The 21922-nt window shown below is 65.8% G+C and carries 19 protein-coding genes; 7 read left to right on the top strand and 12 right to left on the bottom strand.

What is annotated here, in order from left to right; genetic code table 11:
* Positions 1-198: 198 nt before the first annotated feature.
* Genes C7401_RS06830 through C7401_RS06845 form a run of 4 tightly spaced genes read left to right on the top strand, consistent with a single transcriptional unit; the run spans position 199 to position 3919 of the window.
* A complete protein-coding gene (locus C7401_RS06830; RefSeq protein ID WP_112170588.1) occupies positions 199-1302 on the top strand; it encodes a sugar ABC transporter substrate-binding protein in 1104 nt (367 codons plus the stop codon).
* Positions 1303-1316: 14 nt separating this feature from the next.
* Positions 1317-2330 (top strand): ABC transporter permease, encoded by a 1014-nt coding sequence (locus C7401_RS06835; RefSeq protein WP_112170589.1) that lies wholly within the window; start codon positions 1317-1319, stop codon positions 2328-2330.
* The gene (locus tag C7401_RS06840) at positions 2327-3142 is read left to right on the top strand and encodes an ATP-binding cassette domain-containing protein (protein ID WP_373864424.1); all 816 of its coding nucleotides are present in this window, start codon (positions 2327-2329) and stop codon (positions 3140-3142) included. Before C7401_RS06835 ends, C7401_RS06840 begins: the two co-directional genes overlap by 4 nt.
* 51 nt (positions 3143-3193) lie before the next feature.
* A complete protein-coding gene (locus C7401_RS06845; protein WP_112170591.1) occupies positions 3194-3919 on the top strand; it encodes a FadR/GntR family transcriptional regulator in 726 nt (241 codons plus the stop codon).
* Positions 3920-3950: 31 nt separating this feature from the next.
* On the opposite strand, the gene C7401_RS06850 is transcribed toward C7401_RS06845, so the two are convergent.
* From C7401_RS06850 to C7401_RS06885, 8 genes are all read right to left on the bottom strand, one after another.
* Entirely contained in the window at positions 3951-4805 is an 855-nt protein-coding gene (locus C7401_RS06850; protein ID WP_112170592.1) for a DUF5672 family protein, read from the bottom strand.
* A 150-nt stretch (positions 4806-4955) separates the two neighbouring features.
* Positions 4956-5966 carry an L-arabinose ABC transporter permease AraH gene (araH, locus tag C7401_RS06855; RefSeq protein ID WP_112170593.1) on the bottom strand — a complete coding sequence of 337 codons (1011 nt, stop codon included), beginning with the start codon at positions 5964-5966 and terminating at the stop codon, positions 4956-4958.
* A gap of 83 nt (positions 5967-6049) precedes the next feature.
* Positions 6050-7585 carry an L-arabinose ABC transporter ATP-binding protein AraG gene (gene araG / locus C7401_RS06860; protein WP_224043581.1) on the bottom strand — a complete coding sequence of 512 codons (1536 nt, stop codon included), beginning with the start codon at positions 7583-7585 and terminating at the stop codon, positions 6050-6052.
* A 53-nt stretch (positions 7586-7638) separates the two neighbouring features.
* A complete protein-coding gene (locus C7401_RS06865; RefSeq protein ID WP_112170595.1) occupies positions 7639-8643 on the bottom strand; it encodes an arabinose ABC transporter substrate-binding protein in 1005 nt (334 codons plus the stop codon).
* A gap of 70 nt (positions 8644-8713) precedes the next feature.
* Positions 8714-9643: a Gfo/Idh/MocA family protein gene (locus C7401_RS06870; protein ID WP_112170596.1), complete on the bottom strand. Its 930-nt coding sequence runs from the start codon at positions 9641-9643 to the stop codon at positions 8714-8716.
* Between the two features lie 55 nt (positions 9644-9698).
* Complete coding sequence (locus C7401_RS06875) at positions 9699-10628, bottom strand: dihydrodipicolinate synthase family protein (RefSeq protein ID WP_112170597.1); 930 nt, start codon at positions 10626-10628, stop codon at positions 9699-9701.
* Between the two features lie 39 nt (positions 10629-10667).
* A complete protein-coding gene (locus C7401_RS06880; RefSeq protein WP_112170598.1) occupies positions 10668-12026 on the bottom strand; it encodes an MFS transporter in 1359 nt (452 codons plus the stop codon).
* 103 nt (positions 12027-12129) lie between these two features.
* Positions 12130-13881: an IlvD/Edd family dehydratase gene (locus C7401_RS06885; RefSeq protein ID WP_112170723.1), complete on the bottom strand. Its 1752-nt coding sequence runs from the start codon at positions 13879-13881 to the stop codon at positions 12130-12132.
* A gap of 154 nt (positions 13882-14035) precedes the next feature.
* Here C7401_RS06885 and C7401_RS06890 point away from each other — a divergent pair, with 154 nt between their 5' ends.
* From C7401_RS06890 to C7401_RS06900, 3 genes are all read left to right on the top strand, one after another.
* Positions 14036-15052 carry a LysR substrate-binding domain-containing protein gene (locus C7401_RS06890; protein WP_112170599.1) on the top strand — a complete coding sequence of 339 codons (1017 nt, stop codon included), beginning with the start codon at positions 14036-14038 and terminating at the stop codon, positions 15050-15052.
* 34 nt (positions 15053-15086) lie between these two features.
* A complete protein-coding gene (locus C7401_RS06895; protein ID WP_112170600.1) occupies positions 15087-15941 on the top strand; it encodes a class I SAM-dependent methyltransferase in 855 nt (284 codons plus the stop codon).
* A gap of 75 nt (positions 15942-16016) precedes the next feature.
* Positions 16017-17234 (top strand): tyrosine-type recombinase/integrase, encoded by a 1218-nt coding sequence (locus C7401_RS06900; RefSeq protein ID WP_112170601.1) that lies wholly within the window; start codon positions 16017-16019, stop codon positions 17232-17234.
* Positions 17235-17585: 351 nt separating this feature from the next.
* On the opposite strand, the gene C7401_RS06905 is transcribed toward C7401_RS06900, so the two are convergent.
* The 4 genes from C7401_RS06905 to C7401_RS06920 all read right to left on the bottom strand — a co-directional run bounded on the left by C7401_RS06905 (position 17586) and on the right by C7401_RS06920 (position 21876).
* A complete protein-coding gene (locus C7401_RS06905) occupies positions 17586-18326 on the bottom strand; it encodes a 3-ketoacyl-ACP reductase (protein WP_112170602.1) in 741 nt (246 codons plus the stop codon).
* A 466-nt stretch (positions 18327-18792) separates the two neighbouring features.
* Complete coding sequence (locus C7401_RS06910) at positions 18793-19044, bottom strand: hypothetical protein (RefSeq protein WP_165841856.1); 252 nt, start codon at positions 19042-19044, stop codon at positions 18793-18795.
* An 85-nt stretch (positions 19045-19129) separates the two neighbouring features.
* A complete protein-coding gene (locus C7401_RS06915; RefSeq protein ID WP_112170603.1) occupies positions 19130-21082 on the bottom strand; it encodes an AI-2E family transporter in 1953 nt (650 codons plus the stop codon).
* Positions 21083-21240: 158 nt separating this feature from the next.
* Complete coding sequence (locus tag C7401_RS06920) at positions 21241-21876, bottom strand: MlaC/ttg2D family ABC transporter substrate-binding protein (protein ID WP_112170604.1); 636 nt, start codon at positions 21874-21876, stop codon at positions 21241-21243.
* Positions 21877-21922: the final 46 nt, after the last annotated feature.

Consider the following 21922-nt stretch of genomic DNA (forward strand, 5'->3'; position numbering starts at 1 on the left):
GGCCTCATCACGCTGCACTAAGCTTTTTGCGGTACCGTCGGCGCCGGGCGAACGCGCGTTCGCTGCGGTCGCCCTCGTCACGCGGCTGTTTGCCAACGATTGCAGCGCGCACGCGACCCCCCGGTACTGTCCAGCATCTGCACGCTTTTCGACGAAAAGTCGACGATATCGACCACGAAGACAAGACCGGAGGAAGACATGGCGCAGGATCGGGATGACGCAAAAGACGGCAAGAGCTTGATCGACACGGGCCGGCGCGGCCTGATGCAGGGTGCGGGGTTGGGCGCGGCGCTGTCGCTGCTCGGCGCGGTGGGCGGCGGCGGATTGATCTCCACGGCGCAGGCGGCCGAAGCGGGATTCCCCTCGCACAAGAAGTGGAAAATCGTGTTCGTGAACCACGTCACCACGAATCCGTTCTTCGTGCCGACGCAATACGGCATTCAGGACGCCTGCTCGCTGCTGAACATGGACTACCAGTGGACCGGCTCGGCCACCTCCGACGCGGGCGAAATGGTGCGCGCCGTGAACTCGGCGATCGCCGCGAAGGCCGACGCGATCGCGGTGCCGATCGTCGACCCCACCGCCTTCGACAAGCCCATTCAGGCGGCGCTCGACGCGGGCATTCCGGTGTTCGCCTATAACGCCGACGCGCCGCGCGGCAAGAAGAATCCGCGCCTCGCCTATATCGGCCAGGACCTGTATCTCTCGGGCTACCAGATGGGCGAGCGCATCGTGAGCCTGATCGACAGCGGCATGGTGGCGCTTTTCATCGCCACGCCCGGCCAGCTCAATATCCAGCCGCGCCTGGACGGCGCCAGCGACGCCATCAAGAAGTCCGGCAAGAAGATCGACATCCAGACCGTGGCCACGGGCGCGACCGTCAACGAGGAGCTTTCGAAGATCAAGTCGTTCTATCTCGGCCACCAGGACGTGAAAGGCATGTTCGCCGTGGATGCGGGCAGCACCCAGGGCGTCGCCCAGGTGATGAAGGAGTCGAACCTGCCCGCCAAGGGCGTGCACGGCGGCGGCTTCGACCTGCTGCCCACCACGGTCCAGCTCATTCACGAAGGCTTCCTCGACTTCACGATCGACCAGCAGCCGTACGTGCAAGGCTTCTATACGGTCATGCAGGCGTTCGTCACGCTCGCTTCGGGCGGCCTCGTCGGTCCGGCCGATACCAACACGGGCCTGAAGTTCGTGACGAAGGACACGGTGGAGCCGTACCTCAATACGTCGACGCGCTTTGAAGGCAAGACCACCAAGCCGCAAATCGTGCCGATGAGCGGTGGAATCAAGTCATGACCAACTGCGCCTGAATGAACTCCGTGAACGAAACCGGCAAGGCTGAAGTCTCCGCGCGGGCGGCTGCCCGCCCGCGCGGGCAATGGCTCTCCGCGTGGGCGCCCGAGCTGCGCATTCTGCTCGTGGCGGTACTGCTCGCGGCGTACTTCGAATTTTCCAACCGCGACTTCCTGCTCACCAACGCGAGTCTCGTCAACCTCTCGCAGTTCATCGCGCCGGTGGCGATCATCGCGTTCGGCGAAATCATGCTGATGATCGGCGGCGACATCGATCTGTCGGCGGGCATGGTGTTCGCCTTCGCGCCATTCATGATGGTGTTCGCCAACGACGCGGGTGCGCCCATGTGGCTCGCCGTGATCGCGGGGCTCGTGGCGGCTGCGATCGTGGGCTTCGTGAACGGGGCCGTGACCGTGTGGCTGCGCCTGCCCTCGTTCGTCACGACGCTCGGCACGCTCTTTCTCATCAACGGCATCACGCTCACAGTCTCGCGCGGCACGCCGGTGCAAACGCCCGGCTCGCCCGAGTTCGCGGCTTTCATGGGCGCCTGGGGCTATAGCGAGATTCTCTGGACCGTGGTGATCGCGTTCGCCATGCACGTGCTGCTGCGGCACACGCGCTGGGGCTTGCATACGCAGGCAGCGGGCGCGAATCCGGTAGGCGCGAGCGAGGCCGGCATTCACGTGAACCGGCTGCGTCTTGGCAACTTCATCATCGCCGCCGTGCTCGCGGGCTTCACCGGCATTCTGGAAGGCTTTCGCATCACCTCGATCGACCCCCAAGCGGGCGGCAACCAGATCATGTTCCTCGCCGTGGCTTCGGCCGTGATCGGCGGCACACCGCTCACGGGCGGCTCGGGCACGATCGTGGGCGGCCTGATCGGCGCGGCCGTGCTCGGCATTCTCAACGACGGCTTCACGCTCATCGGCATCAACGCGTTCACCTTCAACATCATCCTGGGCGCCGCGATTCTCGCCGCCATGATCTTCAATATTCACGTTGGGCGGCTGCGCCGCAAGGCAGGCCGATGATGGACGAACCGCAAGACGCCCAGGGCGGCGCAACCGCTGCCGCCGACGCCCCGCTCGCGCTACGCGGCGACAAGCTCGTCAAGCGCTTCGGCGCGGTCACGGCGCTCGACGGGGTTTCGCTCACGCTCGGGCGCGGCGAGATTCTCGGCATCCTGGGCGACAACGGCGCGGGCAAGTCCACGCTCGTGAAGATCCTCACGGGCTTTCACCAGCAGACGGGCGGCACGCTACAGATAGACGGCAACGACACGCTGCTGCGCTCGGTCGATCATGCACGCTCGCTCGGCATCGAATGCGTTTATCAGGACCTCGCGCTCGCGAACTCGCTCTCGATCTATCACAACATGTTCCTGAACCGCGAGATCGTGCGGCGCGGGCCATTCAGGCTGCTCGACCACAAGCAGATGCGCGAGCGCGCCGCCCAGCTTCTCGACGACATCGGCGTGCACGTGCCTTCGGTGGATCTGCCCGTGGAGCGGCTTTCGGGCGGGCAGCGCCAGGCCATCGCCGTGGCGCGCGCGGTGCATTCGAACGCCAGGATACTCTTGCTCGACGAACCGCTCGCCGCCATGGGCGCGCGCGAAGCCGGCCTGATTATCGATCTCGTCATGCGCTTGAAGGAAAAGGGCGGGCTATCGATTATCATGATCATGCACAACTATGCGCAGACGCTCGACATTGCGGATCGCATCATGTTGATGCAGCGAGGCCGCGTGACATACGAGCAGCACAGCGCCAACACATCGGTGGCTGAGCTGATGGACATCGTGCGGCGGGAATACCGGGCAATGCGCGCCACCAGCGCGAACTGAGCCCACTACAAGGGGGGACGCTCTGACCGGGTTGCCTCCGGCCGGACCATCATGGATTACCGTAATCTAGATAAACGCAAGAGCATGCACGCGCGCATCGTGCAGGAGCTCGGCATGCAGATCGTGAGCGGCGCGCTCGCGCCGGGGCAACGCCTGCCCGCCGAGCCCACGCTATGCGAAGCCTATGGCGTGAGCCGCCCCGTGCTGCGCGAGGCCACGCGGGTGCTCGTCGCCAAGGGCCTCGTCGTGTCGAAGCCGCGCGTGGGCAGTGTGGTGCGCCCGCGCGAAGAATGGCACATGCTCGACCCCGACGTCCTGTACTGGACCGTCAACAGCATTCCCGAAGGCGAATTTTTCCGCGCGCTCATGACCGTGCGGCAGATCATCGAACCCGCCGCCGCCGCGCTCGCGGCGATTTCCGCGAGCGACGAGGACCGCGCACGCATTGCGGCCGCGTTTGCGCGCATGGAACAGGCCAGAACGGCCGCCGACCTGCTCGAGCCCGATCTGGAATTCCACCGCGCGATCATGGCCGCCACGCACAACGACATGCTCGCGTATATCGGCAACATGCTTTCGCTCGCGCTTTCCGAGTCGATCAAGCTCACGAGCCGCCATCCCAACACGCACGCGCTCTCGTTGCCGCGCCACAAGGCGATTCTCACGGCGATCGAGCATCGCGACGCGCTGGCGGCGCGCCAGGCGAGCGTGGTGCAGCTCGACAACGCGCGGGCCGACGCGAATTCGATTCTTGGCGGAGCGGCGCTGGAGACTTGAGGCACGCGGAGTTGCGCGGAATGGCGCGGAGTCACGCATTTTCGCAGATGGCCTGAAATCGGCGAGCCGCGCTTTCGTCGACACCCTTTTTCACCAGCGCGCCGATGAATTCCTCCGCGCTCCAGTGGCTGCGGTAGCGTGCGTACATCGACTTCACACAGGCAAATTTGCCCTGCTGCCAAAAGGCCACCAGGAGAAACAGCATCTCGTTCGCGGCGAACGTCCGGATGTCGATTTCACGAAGGATGTTCATGAGCACGGTGTCGTCAACGTGCCGCCACATGTTGAACACGGCGTGAAAGCCGAACGTCGGCCTGCCGGGGGGATCGCCCTCGTACGAAAAGCGCTTCGCGACGTCGACGGGCGCAAAGCGAATGCCGTACTCCGCTTCGAGCATCGGGCGCCAGGTCCGGCAGATCAGATCGTCTTCGACAGGGCTCTCGGGAATCGCGAAGCGGTCGTCCGCGAGCGCGCGCAGTAACCGCAGGGAGCGCAGCGAAAAGCCGCCGTTGCCGACCGACATGCCGTCGTTGCGATGCGGCCAATGCGCGCCGATATAGTCGTAATCGAGGAACCGGTCGCTCCAGCGCGCCCCGTCCAGCACGTAGCCGTCCCATTGCACGACCAGCACCCAGGGCGTGGCGATGTGCTGCGCAAGCTGCTTGAGCAAAAAGGTGGAGTAGGCCTCGCGGGAGCGCAAGCGGTCGATGCTCACGATGCGCGCTTGCGTCGGCACGCTTGCGTCGGTGAAGAGGATGGCGTCGCCGAAAGCGCATTGCGCCATCGAGATGTCGAGCGCGCGGGCGGCGAGCCCCGCGTTGATCGTATCGACCGCGCAGAGCGTCACATTGCGCAAATCCACCGGCGGGTTCGCATTTGTCTGCATCGGACGGGTTCCCTGGAGCGTGAAGCCGTGGCTTACGGCAGCCTGAAATACTAGCCACGTCGCCGGCTCCAGGAAACGCTGCGCCGACAGATCAACCTTCTGGATTTGTGAAGTCTGGCCCGAAGTTGAAGTCGATCAAACCCGCGTGGCTCACACCGCCCGCTTGCTGCGACGGAACTGGTCGAACAGCACCGCCAGCAACAGAATGCCGCCGCGAATCAGGTACTGGTAGAACGTCGGCACGTTCATAAGGCTCATGGCGTCCTGCACCGCGCCCATGATGAGCACGCCCACCAGCACGCCCGAGATCGTCGCGACGCCGCCCGTGAGCGACACGCCGCCCAGCACGCAGGCCGAAATCACGCCGAGCTCAAGCCCCACCGAAGTTTTCGGGTCGCCCAGGCTCATGCGCGAGGCCAGCATCACGCCCGCAAAGCCCGTAATGAGCCCTTGCAGCACGAACACCGTGATCTTGATGCGCGTGACGGGCAGGCCCGCAAGCCGCGCCGCCTCGCTGTTGCCGCCCACGGCGAGCACGTTCTTGCCGAACACGGTCTTCTTGAGCAGGAAACCGAACACCACGAACCCGATGATGTTGCTCCAGATCGGGAACGAAATGCCGAGGAACGAGCCGCCGCCCAGGTCGAAGAAACGTTCCTCCGAGATCATCACGGCGTCGCCGTTCGAGGTGAGGAACGCGAGGCCGCGCACCGCTTCCATCATTGCCAGCGTGGCGATCAACGAGTTGATCTTGAAGCGCGCGATCAGCACGCCGTTCACGAGGCCCACCGCCCCGCCCGCGAGCACGCCCGCGGCAATGCCTAGCAGCACGCTATGCGACTGCGTGATGACCGTGGACGCCACCACGCCCGAGAACGCCACGATCGAGGCGACCGAAAGATCGACCTCGCCGAGCGCGAGCACGAACATCATCGTGACGGCAATCGAGCCGATCAGCGTGACGGAGAGCAGCAGGCCCTGGATGTTGCGGGTCGTGAGGAAGTCGGGGACCGTGGCGGATAGCACCGCGAACAGCACCACGAACACCACCACGATGCCCGATTTGTTGATCATGTCCCACGCCCGCGCGCGCTGCGGGGTAAGCGGCGCGGCGGCTTCGTTGACGGTAGGCGTGCCCTGTGGCTGCATGGCTTCACTCATTTCTGGTTCATCGTTTCGGATCGGTCGCGCAACGTCGCTTGAATACGCTTCGTGCGCAACCGGCAAGGCAAAAAGCGTCCGCGTTAGCGCGGCAGCGCCATCTTGATCAATTCGTCGGGCGAGGCCTCGGCTTTCGGCAGGCTGCCCGCAATGCGCCCTTCGCGCATGACGATGATGCGGTCGGATACGCCGATCACTTCGGCGAGATCGCTCGACACCATGATCACGGTCTTGCCCGCTTCCGCGAGCTCGTAGAGCAGGTTGTAGATCTCGGCGCGCGCGCCCACGTCGATACCGCGCGTGGGCTCGTCCATCAGGAACACCTCGATGCGTTCGGCCAGCCAGCGCGACAGAATCACCTTCTGCTGGTTGCCGCCCGAGAGCGTGCCGATGGCCGTGTCGCCGTTGCGCGTCTTGATCGCGAGCTTCTTGATGTAGTCCTGCGCGAGGTCGCGCTCGCGCCGCGCGTCGAGCAGGAAGCGCGCGGGGCTGAAGTGGCGGCGCGCGCTGATGTTGAGGTTGTCGGCCACCGAGGCGATCGCGACGATGCCCTCCTGCTTGCGGTCCTCGGGGCACAGCGCGAGGCCCGCGCGCACGGCGTCGCGCGGACTCGCGAAATTCACGCGCTTGCCGTCGAGTTCGACGTGACCGGCCGTGGCGCGCGTCGCGCCGTAAATCAGCTTCATGAGTTCCGAGCGCCCCGCGCCCACGAGGCCGAAGAAGCCGACGATCTCGCCGCGCCGCGCCGCGAACGACACCGGTTCGACAAGACCGGGCCCGAGCAGCCCCTTCGCCTCGATCAACACCTCGCCCGCTTCGCGCGGACGATAGCCGTACACGTCCTCGATCGAGCGGCCCACCATCGCGGCGATCAGGCGATTGCGGTCGAGGTCGGCCACCGAGTCGAAGGTTTCGATGCGCTTGCCGTCGCGGAACACCGTCACGCGGTCGCACAGCTCATAGACTTCGTCCATGCGGTGCGTCACGTAGATGATCGCGCGGCCATCGGCGCGCAATGCATTGATGATGCGAAAGAGGTTCTCCGTCTCGCGCGCCGAGAGCGAACTGGTCGGTTCGTCGAAAGCGATCACGCGCGCGTCGCGCATGAGCGCCTTGCCGATCTCGATCATCTGACGCTGGCCGATCGAGAGATTCTTCACCGGCGTGCGCGGATCGATGCGCTCGCCAAGGCGCTTGAGTTCATCCATCGCGCGCTGGACGAGCGTGCCTTCGTCGAGCACACCGAAGCGGTTGGGCAACTGCCCGAGCATCAGGTTTTCCGCCACCGTCAGCTCGGGCACGAGATGCAGTTCCTGATAGATGATCGCGATACCCGCTTCGAGCGCCGCCTTCGTGGTCGTGAAGCGATGCTCCACGCCACCCAGCTTGAGCGTGCCTTCCTGCGGCTGGTTCACGCCCGAGAGCACCTTGAGCAGCGTGGATTTCCCCGCGCCGTTCTCGCCCATCAAGCCATGCACCTCGCCGGCACGCACTTCCAGCGCCACGCGGTCGAGCGCACGCACGCCCGGAAAGCTCACGGTAATGCCGTCGAGCTCCAGATACGCGCGTTTCCCCTGTTGAGCGCTCGCCTTTACGTGTGCCCCTGTGCCCGCGTCCATCATGGTTTCAGTCATTGCATCCCTGCCCTTTCCTGTGCGCTTTTACGCAGTCCTTAGATACCCAGCTCGCTGCGCACGGCCGTCCAGTTCTCGCGCGTCATCAGCTTGCCCGTGGTCTGCGTGTCGGCGGCGGGTTGCTTGCCGTTGCGGATCCAGTCGACGAGGTTCTCGGCGCTTTCCTTGCCGTGGTTCGTCGAGCTCACGGCGATCGTGCCGTAGAAGCCCGTGGGCTGCTTCTTCTGGAACTCGGCGAACGCTTCGCCCGCGCCGTTGATGCCCACGCCGATCACGTCAGCCGAAGGAATATGAAGTTGCTCGGTCGCGCGCACGGCGCCCAGCACGCTTTCTTCGTTGAGCGCGAACACCACCCACTTCTTGATGTTCGGGTGTTGGGCCAGCACCGGCGAAGCCGCGTTGAAGCCGCCTTCGTCGTCGGTGGTCTTTTGCGGGGCGTCGAAGATGTTTTCCTTCTTGAAGCCGCCGGCCAGCAGCGACTGCGTCGCGCCGTCCGTGCGCAGCTTCGCCGTGGGCAGCTCATAGTCGGTAATGCGCAGCGCGCCCACTTCTTCCGGCTTCCAGCCGCGACGCTTCATTTCGTCGCTGATCGCCTGACCCACCTGATTGCCGATCTTGAACGCCGACATGCCCAGGTGCGGCACGCTGCCGAGCGGCTTGCCCGACGAGTCGACGAGCTGGTCGTCCACCGTCACGAACTTCATGTTGTAGCGCTTCGCGCGCGCCTGAATCGCTGGTCCGAGACGCACGTCGGGCGCGCAGATCACGAAGCCCTGTGCGCCTTGCGCGCCGAGGTTGTCGATGGCGGCGAGCACCTTCTCGCCGTCCGGCGTGCCGATGTTCACCACCGAGAAGTTCTCCTTCTGGCCCAGCGCCGTGGCGGCCTTCTGCTCGTTGATGAACCATGCCTGCTCCGGCATCTTCACGAGGAAGCCGATCTTCACGGGCGAGTCGGCGTGCGCCGCCACGTTCATGCCGAGCGGGGCGATGCACATCGCCGCGAATGCGGCACGAAGGGTCAAGCGGCGAATCTTGCTGGTCATGCTCCTGTCTCCTCAGGTGTGGTTTTGCTACGTGTGTGTCGTGCTGAATTGATGCGTGCGCAAAGCGTTCCTAGTGGCCGAAGGCCTCGACTTCGACATGCTTGCCGAGCAGGAAGGCGTCCGCCACGAGGCGCAGCGGGCGCACGTCCACGTCGTCGGTGCCGTGGGCGATGAGCCAGTGAAAGCGCTCGTAGAGCGCCCCATACTCGCGCTCGGCTTCGAGCGCGACGGGCTCGCCCGCGATTGCGAGGCGCTTGCCGCCCTCCGAAATCGAAAGCAGGCCGTCCGTGGTTTCGACGTCGATTTCCCACTGCTCGACCGGGCCATGACGCCAGTCGAACTCGGCGCGCACCGGCACGCCGTCGGTGTCGATGCAGTCGAGTTCGGCGGCGATCGGCGTGGCGCAATCGCTCGGCACGTGCAGCGTCGCGCCGCGCAGCAGGACTTCGCGCGGCAGGATGCGCGTGACAATGGAAAGCGCGTTAATGCCCGGATCGAACACGCCGAGGCCGCCCGGCTCCCAGATCCACTGCTGGCCCGGATGCCAGCGGCGCACGTCTTCCTTCCAGCGCACGTGCACCGCGCGAATGGTGCGCTCGGCAAGCCATGCGCGCGCCGGTTCCACGGCGCTCGCGCAGCGCGAATGCCAGGTGGCGAACAGCGTGCGCCCGCGCCTTTGCGCAAGCTCGCGCAGTGCTTCGACTTCGCTCACGCTCGCGCCCGGCGGCTTTTCGAGCATCACATGCTTGCCCGCTTCGAGCGCCGCGCGCGCCTGTGCGTAGCGCACCTGCGGCGGCGCGCACAGTGAAACGGCGTCGAGGTCGCGCTCGGCGGCGAGCAACGCGTCGATGCCGGTGTAATTGCGCACGTTCTCAACCTGCGCGTTGCGGCTCGCGCTCGCCACGAGCTCGAAGCCCGGATTGCCCGCGATGGCGGGCAAGTGCTGGTCGCGCGCGATCTTGCCCACGCCGACGATGCCCAACGTATACGACGCTTTCATGACGACCTCCGCCCCTTCATATGAGGAGATTTTTTTGTTATGGATGACGAATGATTTACTTGCCCCAGCGCAGCACGAGCGGATCGAGGCGGCGCGCAATGCCGATGAGTTCCTTGCGCGTTTCCGGATGCATCGCGGGCAGCGGGTGGCGCGGCAGCTCGCAGTCGATCACGCCGCCTTCCTTCATCAGCGACTTGCAGGCGAGCAGGCCCGCCTGGCGGTTTTCGTGATTGATGAGCGGCAGCCACTTCTGGTAGAGCGCGAACGCGTCGTCGGCGCGGCCTTCGCGATGAGCTTCGATGATCGGGCGAATGCCGTCCGGAAAGCCGCCGCCCGTCATCGAGCCGGTTGCGCCGGCGTTCAGGTCCGCGAGCAGCGTGATCGCTTCTTCGCCGTCCCACGGGCCTTCGGCTGCGTCACCCGCCAGCTTGATGAGCTCGCGCAGCTTGTTCGCCGCACCCGGCGTTTCGATCTTGAAGTACGACACTTGCTCGATCTCGCGCGCCATGCGCGCGAGGAACGGGGCGCTCAGCACCGTGCCGCTCGCGGGCGCGTCCTGGATCATGATCGGAATGTCGATCGCGTCGGACACGCGCGCGTAGAAGTCGTAAATCTGCTGCTCGGGCACGCGGAAGGTCGCGCCGTGATACGGCGGCATCAGCATCACCATCGCCGCGCCCTGCTCCTGCGCGCGCCTGCTGCGCGCGGCGGCAATCGACGTGCCGTAGTGCGTGGTCGTCACGATCACGGGCACGCGGCCCGCCACGTGTTCGAGCACGGTGCGGGTGATGAGTTCGCGCTCGTCGTCGGAGAGCGAGAATTGCTCCGAGAAGTTCGCGAGGATGCATAGCCCGTCCGAGCCCGCGTCGATCATGAAATCGACGGCGCGCTTCTGGCTGGCCAGATCCAGCTCGCCGGTTTCGGTGAAGGTGGTCGGCACCACAGGGAAAATGCCCCGGTAGCGGGGCGTACGGCTCGTAGTCATGTCTTCAGTCCTGCTTGAGAAAAGGTGTCAGGCCGCGCCTCACGATTCGCTCGCCAGTTCTTCCTGCGGGGCGCGCTGCGGCGTGCGCAATACGGCGCGCACAGCGAAGGTCACGAGCACCGCGAACACCAGCGTGGCCGCGAGAAAGTAAAGCCCGGCCGCCAGGCTGCCCGTTGCGTCCTTGATGAGCCCGATGCCATAAGGGCCGAGATAGCCGCCGAGATTCGCGAGCGAGTTGATCGTCGCGATCCCCACGGCCGCGCTCGCGCCGGTGAGGAACTCGCCGGGCAGCGCCCAGACCACGGCCTGAATCGAGTAGATCGAGAAAGCAGTCAGGCAGATGAACAGCAATTGCAGCGCCGGCGCGTGGAACCACGCGCTCGCGGCCATCGTCAGCGCCGCGGCGGCCGAGACCACGGCGATGTGGCCATAGCGTTCGCGATGCTTGTCCGAATGGCGCGGCACGGTCAGCAAGCCCACCACCGCGAACAGATACGGCACCGCGGAAAGCAGGCCCGCCGTGGAATCGCTCACGCCGAACGCCTTGATAATGGTAGGCAACCAGAGCGACAAACCATAGATGCACAGCGGAAACGGCAGGAACAGCAACGCCAGCATCAGCACGCGGCGGTCCTTGAGCGCGCTGAACGGGTTGCGATGCGTGTCGAGCTGGTAGGCGCGCCGGTCGGCGGCGAGTTCGCGCTCGATCCAGCGGCGTTCGGTGTCGCCGAGCCACTTCGCATGCGCGGGCGACTCGGGCAGGAGGCGCAAGGTGGGAATGCACAGCAGCACGGCGGGCAGGCCGCTCACGACGAACAGCGTCTGCCAGTTCGACATGCCGAGAAAGCCGTGCGTTTCGAGCAGCGCGCCCGCAATCGGTCCGGTGACGATGCCCGCAATGGGCTGTGCAAGCACGAGCAGCCCGATCACGCGCGCGCGGTGGCGCATGGGAAACCAGTGCGTGAGGAAGTACAGAATGCCGGGATAGAGCCCGGCCTCCGCCGCGCCCAGCAAGAAGCGCAGCGCGTAGAAGCTTTTCGGGCCGCTCACGAGCGCCATCGCCATCGTGATCACGCCCCACGTGAAGAGGATGCGCGCGAACCACACGCGCGCGCCGAAGCGCGAGAGCGCGAGATTGCTCGGCACCTCGCACAGAAAATAGCCAATGAAGAAAAGGCCCGCGCCGAGGCCGTAGGCGGCGTCGGAAAGGCCCACGGCCGCGTTCATGTGCAGCTTGGCGAAGCCGACCACGGTGCGGTCGACGTACGCGACCACGTAAATCAGCGCGAGAAACGGCACGAGCCGGCGCGCGATGTGGCCGACGATATGCTTTTCCTCAGCGCCCACGCTCGCGTTCGACGCGAGGCTATCGGGTTGCAGCACCTGCGGGTTCGTCATCGTCTCTGTCTCCTTCCCATCTTTTGTCTTGTTGCTGCTGGCCGGTTCGCGTCGTTTGCATCGTTCACGCGTTTCGGGCACCGGCCGGCCCGCGATCATGGTGTCAGTGCGAATGCCGCGGCACCGCCGCCCCGCGCTTGCCCACGAGGAAGTCGAGATCGCAGCCTTCGTCGGCCTGAAGCACGTGATCGACATAAAGGCGCGCGTAGCCGCCCTTGCCCAGTTGCTCGGCCACGCCCGGCGCGGCAGCCGGATCGACATCGCTCAAGCGGCGTTGCAGTTCCTCGTCGCTGATGTCCAGATGCAGGCGGCCCGATTCGCAGTCGAGTTCGATCCAGTCGCCGTTGCGCACGGCCGCCAGCGGGCCGCCCGCCGCCGCTTCGGGCGCCACGTGCAGCACCACCGTGCCGTACGCGGTGCCGCTCATGCGCGCATCCGAAATACGCACCATGTCCTTCACGCCCTGGCGTAGCAGCTTGGGCGGCAGGCCCATGTTGCCGACCTCGGCCATGCCGGGGTAGCCGCGCGGGCCGCAGTTCTTCATCACGAGGATCGAGTCCTTGTCCACGTCGAGCGATTCGTCGCCGATGGTCGCCTTGTAGTGGTCGAAGTTCTCGAACACCACGGCGCGGCCGCGATGCTTGAGCAATTCGGGCGTGGCCGCCGAAGGCTTGAGCACGGCGCCGCGCGGCGCAAGATTGCCGCGCAGGATACAGATGCCGCCATCTTCGATCAACGGGTTGTCCAGCGGACGGATCACTTCGTCGTTGTAGTTCGGCGCTTCGCGCACGTTGTCCCACATGGACTTGCCGTTCACGGTGAGCGCATCCGGATGCGGCAGCAGGTTCGCTTCGCCGAGACGCCGCAGCACCGCAGGCAAACCGCCCGCGTAATAGAACTCTTCCATCAGGAAGCGGCCCGAGGGCTGAAGGTCGACGATGGTCGGCGTGTTGCGGCCAATGCGCTGCCAGTCTTCCAGTTCGAGTTCCACGCCGATGCGGCCGGCAATCGCCTTCAGGTGGATCACGGCGTTGGTCGAACCGCCGATCGCCGCGTTGGTGCGAATGGCGTTCTCGAACGCTTCGCGCGTGAGGATCTTCGAAAGCTTCAGGTCTTCCAGCGCCATCTGCACGATGCGGATGCCCGACATGTGCGCGAGCACGTAGCGGCGCGAATCCACCGCCGGAATCGCGGCGTTGTGCGGCAGCGAAACGCCGAGCGACTCGGCCATGCAGGCCATGGTCGAGGCGGTGCCCATGGTGTTGCAGGTGCCCGCCGAACGCGACATGCCCGCTTCGGCCGACAGGAACTGATGCAGGTTGATTTCGCCCGCCTTCAGTTCCTCGTGCAGACGCCAGACCACGGTGCCCGAGCCGATATCCTTGCCTTCGTGCTTGCCGTTGAGCATCGGGCCGCCCGTCACGACGATGGCGGGCACGTCCACGCTCGCCGCGCCCATCAGCAGCGCGGGCGTAGTCTTGTCGCAGCCGCACAGCAGCACGACGGCGTCGATGGGATTGCCGCGAATCGCCTCTTCCACGTCCATGGAAGCGAGATTGCGCGTGAGCATGGCCGAGGGACGCAGATTCGATTCGCCGTTCGAAAACACCGGGAACTCGACCGGGAAGCCGCCCGCTTCATAAATGCCGCGCTTCACGTGCTCCGCGAGCTTGCGGAAGTGCGCGTTGCAGGGCGTGAGTTCCGACCAGGTGTTGCAGATGCCGATGATCGGGCGGCCGTCGAATTCGTGATCGGGAATGCCCTGGTTTTTCATCCAGCTTCGGTACATGAAGCCGTTCTTGTCCGTGGTGCCGAACCACTGTTGGGAGCGCAGTTTGGGTTTGGTATCCGACATCGTGTTCGTCTTGGAGAGCAAGGAGTTCGAGCGATTGGTCCGGCACAGTCTATGGAGAACTCTGATAACCTTCTAATGAAAAAATGGACGCTTCCGATACCGAAATCAGCATTGGTATAAACACCTAAAACTATTTGGGAAATCAGGCAAAAACATGCTCGATACGAGCCCCTGGTACGTGCGCACGCGGCTGAAAACGCGGCAATTGCTGCTGGTCGTGGCGCTGGCCGAAGAAGGCAACATCCACCGCGCGGCGGCGGCGCTCAACATCACGCAGCCCGCGGCCTCGAAGCTGCTGCGCGAGCTCGAGGACATGCTCGGCGCGGTGCTGTTCGAGCGCATGCCGCGCGGCATGCGGCCCACGCACTATGGCGACGCCCTCATTCGCCACGCGCGCGCCGTGCTCGGCAGCCTCGACCAGGCGCAGGAGGAACTGAACGCGCTGAAGGCCGGGCGGCTCGGCCATGTGGCGGTGGGCGCGATCACCTCGCCTGGCGTGCGCGTGCTGCCGGCCGCGGTGGCGGCGGTCAAGCGCACGCATGCGAACCTGCGCGTGAGCGTGGAGATCGACGCGAGCAACGTGCTGCTGGAACACCTCGCACAGGACAAACTCGACGTGGTGCTGGGCCGCCTTTCCGCCGAGCACGACAAGCTCCAGTTGCGCTACGAGCCGCTCGCGGGCGAGCCCGTGTGCGCCGTGGTGCGGCCGGGGCATCCCATGCTGGGCGACCCGGAAGGCAAACCGGCCGCGCCGATCGCGCTTGCCGACATCGCGCGCGCCACGTGGGTCGTGCCGCCCGTGGGCAGCGTGCTGCGCCACCGCTTCGAACTGATGTTCCAGCGCGAGAGCCTCGCGCCGCCTTCGAACGTGGTGGAAACGCCCGCGCTCCTTTTCATCACGCGCGTGCTGGAGCAGAGCGACATGATCGCCGTGCTCACCGAAGACGTGGCGCACTATTACGCGGCGCACGGCATGGTCGCGATCCTGCCCGTGCCGATGGACTGCCAGATGGACGACTTCGGCATCATCACGCGCGCGGACGGGCTGCTCACGCCGGCCGCGAGCGTGATGATCGAGACGTTGCGCCAGGTGAGCGCCGATATCTACGGCCAGCGCGGACAAAAGTCAGGCCGGCCAGGTTCGGGCCAGGCGCGGCCCGGCGCGCGATAATCGCCCGACGAAAGCCACCCCGGAGGATCGAACCATGCCCGCCAGCGCCACCGCTCCCGATTCCACCGCCATTCGCGTCGCGCTCTGGCGCGCGCTGCACGTCCAGGTCGACGACGCGCCCCATGTGCTCGAAGACGAAATCGGCATGCAGATCGCCGCGCCCGACGCGAACTGGCGCGAGCGGCCCGACATGCACCCGGCAGGTACGCGCGGCTACCGCGCGGCGATCGTCGGCCGTGCGCGCTTTGTCGAAGATCTCGTGATCGAGCAGGCCGCGCAGGGCGTCGCGCAGTACGCGATTCTCGGCGCGGGCCTCGACACGTTTGCGCAGCGCCGCCCCGAAACCGCCTCGCGCCTGCACGTGTACGAAGTGGACAAGCCGGGCACCCAGGCGTGGAAGCGCCAGCGCCTCGACGAACTCGGCTTTCGCGAGCAGAGTTGGCAACGCTTCGTGCCGGTCGATTTCGAAGGCGGTGAATCGTGGTGGGAGCAACTGAGCGCCAACGGCTTCGACGTTGCGCGCCCGGCGGTGATCGCGTCCACGGGCGTCTCCATGTACCTCACGCGCGCGGCGAATCTCGCGACGCTGCGGCAGATCGCACAGCTTGCGCCGGGCTCGACGCTTGCCATGACCTTCCTGTTGCCGCTCGAACTCATCGACGAACCCGAACGCTCGCAGCACGCGGCCATCTATGAGCGCGCCCGCGCGGCGGGCACGCCGTTCGTGAGCTTCTTCGCGCCCGACGAGATGCTCGCGCTCGCGCGCGAAGCAGGGCTGCGCGAGGCGCGGCATGTTTCGACGGCGGACCTCACCGCGCGTTATTTCGCAGGACGTAGCGATGGTTTGCGGCCTGCGAGCGGGGAGTCGATTCTGGTGGCGACGGTGTGAACCGTGCCGCTGCATCCCCGCCTCATCCGCTATAGTCCGTAACACTTTTTGCCGCCTTCGCTTTCCCGCTTCGCCATGCAAACCGCCCTGCTTGCCCCGCGCCCCATCGAGGCGCTCGAACTCCCCGCCGACCTCGACGGCCACGACGGCGTGAACCGCGCGCCGGGGCGCATGCAGATCGCCGCCGCGAACGATCTCGACGCCGTGCGCGCCTGGCTCGCGCGCGTGGCCGATTCGAAGTCCACCTTCGAGAACTACCGCAAGGAGGCCGAGCGCCTGATGCTCTGGGCCATCGTGCAACTCGGCAAGCCGCTCTCGTCGCTCACGCACGAGGACCTGCTCGCGTATCAGCGCTTTATCGCCGATCCGCAGCCCGCGGCGCGCTGGGTGGCGGGCTGCGGGCGCAAGCACCCGCGCAGCGACGCGCGCTGGCGTCCGTTCTACGGGCCGCTTTCGCCAACGAGCCAACGCCAGGCCATGGTGATCCTCAACGCGCTGTTCTCGTGGCTCGTGAGCGCGGGCTATCTCGCAGGCAATCCGCTTTCGCTCTCGCGCCAGCGCGCGCGCCGCGCGCAGCCGCGCATCACGCGCTACCTGGAACGCGAACTCTGGGACGAGGTGAAGGCCTATGTCGACAGCCTGCCGCGCGACAGCACGCGAGAGCGCGAGCACCACGGCCGCGCGCGCTGGCTCCTCACGCTGCTCTATCTGGGCGGCCTGCGGATCTCGGAAGTGGGGACGAACACGATGGGCGACTTCTTCTCGCGCCGCGACGCGGCAGGCAAGGAGCGCTGGTGGCTCGACGTGCTCGGCAAGGGCGAGCGCCGCCGTCTCGTGCCCGCCACCGCCGAATTGATGGAAGAACTCGTACGCTACCGGCGCGAGCGCGGTCTGCCCGCGTTGCCCATGGCGCTCGAAACCACGCCGCTCGTGCTGCCGATCGGCACGAAAGTGGGAACCCAGGCAGCCCAACCGCCGAAGCCGCTCACACGCGCGGCGCTCCATGCGATCGTGAAAGGCATCTTCGCGGGTGCAGCCGAACGGTTGCGCCAGCGCGGCGCGCAAGCGGGCGCGGGTAGCGACTTCGCGGCGCGCGCGGCGCAACTCGAACGCGCGTCGGCGCACTGGCTGCGCCACAGCGCGGGCTCCCACATGGCCGACGGCGATCTCGACCTGCGCCTCGTGCGCGACAACCTGGGCCACGCTTCGCTCACCACGACGAGCCTCTACCTGCACAGCGACGACGACCGCCGCCACCGCGAGACCGAGGCACGCCACCGCATCGACTGGTGAAGCGCGGGATAGGCCTGGAAACAGGCCTTGAAACAAGCCTTGATATAGGCGTTTCCACGCACTCAACTTGTGGCGCGTCCAGCCGATAATTCACTTATGGAGCAAGACGGCGGGCCCAACGACTTGCAGGCCCGCCGCCACGCCCCATACCCTGTCCCTCACTGTCAGGGACCACGCAGAGTCGAACTTGAGCGCCGGAAGTCCGCTTCCGGCGCGTTTTTCTTTCGACGCCCTCGCCGTTCACGTCAATCGCGCAAACCATGCGCGGCCGCCCCAAAACACAAAGCGGGAGCCGGCATGACGCCGCTCCCGCTTCCGGAACCTCGTTGAGTGCGCAAGCACCCCGCACGCTCAGCTCATGTGCAAGCCGCCGTTGAGCGAGAAGTCGGCGCCGGTGGAGAAGCCGGCTTCGTCGGAGGCGAGCCAGGCGACGATCGAGGCGATTTCCAGCGGTTCGCCCAGGCGCCGCACCGGAATGCTGTCGACGATCTTCGAGAGCACCTCGGGTTTCACGGCCTTCACCATGTCCGTGCCGATATAGCCCGGCGAAACGGTGTTGACCGTCACGCCCTTGGTCGCGACTTCCTGCGCCAGGGCCATCGTGAAGCCGTGAATGCCGGCCTTGGCCGTCGAGTAGTTGGTCTGACCGAACTGGCCTTTCTGCCCGTTCACCGACGAGATGTTGATCACGCGCCCGAAGCCGCGTTCGATCATGCCGTCGATCACCTGCTTCGTGACGTTGAAGAGACTCGTGAGGTTGGTGTCCATCACGGCGGTCCAGTCTTCGTGCGTCATCTTGCGGAACACGACGTCGCGCGTGATGCCCGCGTTGTTGACCAGCACGTCGATCTCGCCCACGTCTTTCTTCACCTTCTCGAACGCCACGGCCGTGGAGTCCCAGTCGGCCACGTTGCCTTCGGATGCGACAAAGTCGTAGCCGAGCGCCTTCTGCTCGTCGAGCCAGCGGGTTTTACGCTGCGAATTCGGGCCGCAGCCCGCGACCACCGTGAAGCCATCCTTATGCAGGCGCTGGCAGATGGCGGTACCGATGCCGCCCATGCCGCCGGTCACGTAGGCGATACGCTTAGCCATAGATCCTCCTTTTACTTTAGGGGGGTAGGTGAGTTGAGGAGACTCTGGAGGACGGAGTCAGTTTGACGAGCACCATAAAGCGGTGCGATGGGGATAAACCCGTAAAGGAAAACGCCAGTCGGCCGAATGAAAGACGCGCGCCGCGAGCACCCTGCCGCGCTTGATGCTCACTTGATGCACGTTCGATGCGTGCTGAATACCGCGTCCCAAGATTGGCACGATCATTCGCATTCCATAGGAAAAGGCGTAGCGGCGATCCCTTGATCGCGCGGCTGTAATAAGGGAGCGTATCAGCCTCTGACGAGGGACACAAGACGCTCAAATACGCTGGACGTGATCCATCGCACCATTACCTGGCATTACTCAATAAATGCTTAAGCAGACAATGCATGGCGCATGTCGCGGCGGCGAGAAAACCGGTAATGCAGCAGCGCGCCGGAGCGGACGTCGGCGCGCGAAGGGTCAATCAAAGGCCGGCCGCGAGCGGCTCGCCGCCCAGCGCGCCGGGCAAGCCGGTCACGTAGTCGAGCCGCCCCACCGCTTCGAGCAGCGAGCGTCCGGCGCTCGTGAGCGAGAGCTGGCGATGGCCTTCCGTCCAGTGTTCGAGCGCAACCAGCTGGCGCTCGAGCAGCGTATCCAGCTCATGGCGGTTCATGTCGATCTGGTCCGGCGAATGGCGGACCAGCATCAGCGTGGCGAATTCATGCGGACTCAGCATCGTTGTCTCCTAGTAACTCGAATGCCGCAACCAGGGGGCACAGGGCCGCATATCTTCGGGGTTCAATGTGACGCGCGCATGACTGTCACAATTTCGCCCCGGCGCTGTATTGATCCTGCATATCTTGCGTTGTCTCCCTCTTTTCCGGCGGCGGTTCGCGCTCGGGCGAGAGCGCCGCGCCGCATTGCGCGATGAGCTCGCGCAGCGAAGCCGGAAAGAGCGTGTCGGGGTCGTCGGCAATGCCCGCGCCGTCGTCGCGCAGCATCGCGCCGATGCCCACCACGATGGTGGCGACGGGCGCGCGCTCGCGCAGCCGCCGCACGAGATTGCGCAGGTAAGGCGCCGACTCGGGCGCGTCGAGCGAGACCACGCAGATGGCCGGAGAACGCTGCCCGTCCACCATCGCCGCGCGCGTGGCGCGCACTTCGTCGTAAGTCGTGGCCGTGCAGGGAATCTCATGGCGCAGGAGCAACTGTCCGACGATCGCCACCGCCACGTCGTCGAACGCGCCGCGCCCCGGCACGCAAAGCACCTCGCCCGCATCAGGCGCCAGCTTGAACTCCGCCGGCCTGTCGCCACCGCTCCTGAGCGCCTTGTGTGCGCTCGACTCTGCGACCCTCGCGTGGCGCGAGTCGTCGACGGATTCGAGGTCTTCCACGATGTCGAGCAGCGCCTGGTTGATGCGCGCGACCTGCTCGGCGGGCAGCACGCCGCGCAAGGCGTCGTTGCGCGCGAAGCGCAGGCCCTCGAACACCACTTGCTCGTAGTAGTCGATGAGCGGCATGGTCGCCAGCAACCGGTCGGCCTGGAGCAGCGCCTCGTGCGGGTCGTCGGCGAGCAGGCGCTGGTAGCAGGTTTGCGCGGGCGTGAGCGCGGGCTGGTCGCCAAGCAGGATCGTGAGGAAGTTCAGGCGGTCCACGTAGCGGCCGAGCGTGACGATGCACAGCGTAAGCGGCGTGGACAGCACGAGCCCGATCGGCCCCCACAGCCAGCTCCAGAAGATCGCCGCCACCACCACCGCGAGCGGCGAAAGCCCCGAGCGGCGGCCATAGAGCATCGGCTCGGCGAACTGCCCGGCCACCACGTCCACGACGATGAAGAAAATCAGCGTCGTGACGCCCATGGTCCATTGCGGCTGCGTGGCCGCGGCGACGAGCGTGGCCATGATCGCGGCGATCCAGATGCCGATGTAGGGCACGAAGCGCATGAGCGCCGCCACCGCGCCGAACAGCAGCGCGCCCGGCACGCCGATGCCCGCCAGCCCCAGCGCGATCACGCCCCCCACCGTCACGTTCACGCCGAGCTGGGCGACGAAGTAACGCGAGAGCCGCTGGGAGGCGTCGTTGATGGCCGTGGTGGTGCGGTGCAGGTCGTTGGAGCCAAACACGCTGATGAGCCGGTCGCGCAGATCCTCGCGCTGGAACAGGATGAAGATCGTCACCACGAGCACGATAAAGCCCGTTTCGAGCGGCGCGACCGCCGGCGCGAGCGCCTTCTGCGCGAGCTGCAACGGCGTGGGCGCGGGCGTGTGCACTTCCACCGGCATGGGCTGCTGCGGCTGGTTGCGCGCCGCGCGCCCGCGCGGCTGCGGCGGCGCAGGCGGCGGCGTGGGCGTCACGCGTTGCAGCGTGGCGGCGGCGCGTGACATCAGCGAGTCGGCGCGGCCCACGGTCTTTTGCTGGACCGTTTCGACTTTCTGCTCGATCTCCTCCTGGTACTGCGGCAGCGAGGCGGAAAGCTGGTAGATCTGCGCGGCGATCAGCGCGCCCACGCCGGCGAGCGCCAGCACGGTGGAAAGCACCGCGACGAGGATGGCGAGGAACTGCGGCAGATGAAAGCGCCGCAGCGTCGTCACGAGCGGCGCGAGCAGGAAGCTCAGCAGCACGGAGAGCGTGATGGGAATCAGCACCGCGCGCCCGAAGTACAGGCCGCACACCACGACCACGCCGGTAATGACGGAGGCGAGGCTGTGCAGCGTCGGCGGGCTTGGCGGAAACACCCGGTTGCGTCGGCCCTGCGGCGGCAGCGGGAAATTCATGTCGGATCGAATCGGAAAAATAGGTAACGAACGGCAAAGGCAAACGCGCGACCCATTCACGCGCACAAAACGCGCCTCGAAATGGTACTGCGCGCAGATGGCGCGCGCGCGGCAAACGCCGTTGCGCGCGTGCCGTCGCGCGTCATCGGATCATGGCGTCACTGCGCCTTGCCCGACACGAGCTCCTGGTTGCGCGCGGTGAGGAACTGGATGAGCCCGTCCACGCCGCCCTGCTGGATCTTTTCATTGAACTGCTGGCGGTAGGTCTGGATCAGCCACGCGCCGAGCACGTTCAGGTCGTAAAGCCGCCAGCCCTGCGGCGCCTTGTAAAGGCGGTAATCGATTTCAACCGGGTTGGTGCTCGTTTGCGCGAGCGTGCGCACCACGATGTCGGTGTCGCCGGGCGAGCTGCGCACGGGCGGGTAGTCGATCTTCTGGTCGGGTTTCAGCTGCGCGATCGCGCCCGAGTAGAGATGGATCAGCAGCAACTGGAACTGTTGCTCAATCTGCGTGCGCTGCTCGGGCGTGGCCGTGCGCCAGTGCGGCCCCATGGCGAGGCGCGTGGTGCGGCTGAAATCGACGTAAGGCAGGATGTCGCGATTGACGATGTCCTGAATGCGCCCGATATCGTCGGGCGCGATCGACTTCGCGCGCACTTCGTCGAGCACCTGCTGCGTGGCGGTCTTGATGAGCGCCTGCGGGTCGGACTGGTCGACGTCGGCGAACGCCGCCGTGGCGGGCAAAAACGACAGGCAGCACGCAAGCAGCGCGCCAAAGCGGAATAACCTGGTCATCGAATTCTCTGAGGATTGGCAAAAAGCGGGCACGAACGCGGGGATG

It is taken from the genome of Paraburkholderia unamae, from assembly GCF_003268775.1.
GTDB classification, from domain to species: domain Bacteria; phylum Pseudomonadota; class Gammaproteobacteria; order Burkholderiales; family Burkholderiaceae; genus Paraburkholderia; species Paraburkholderia unamae.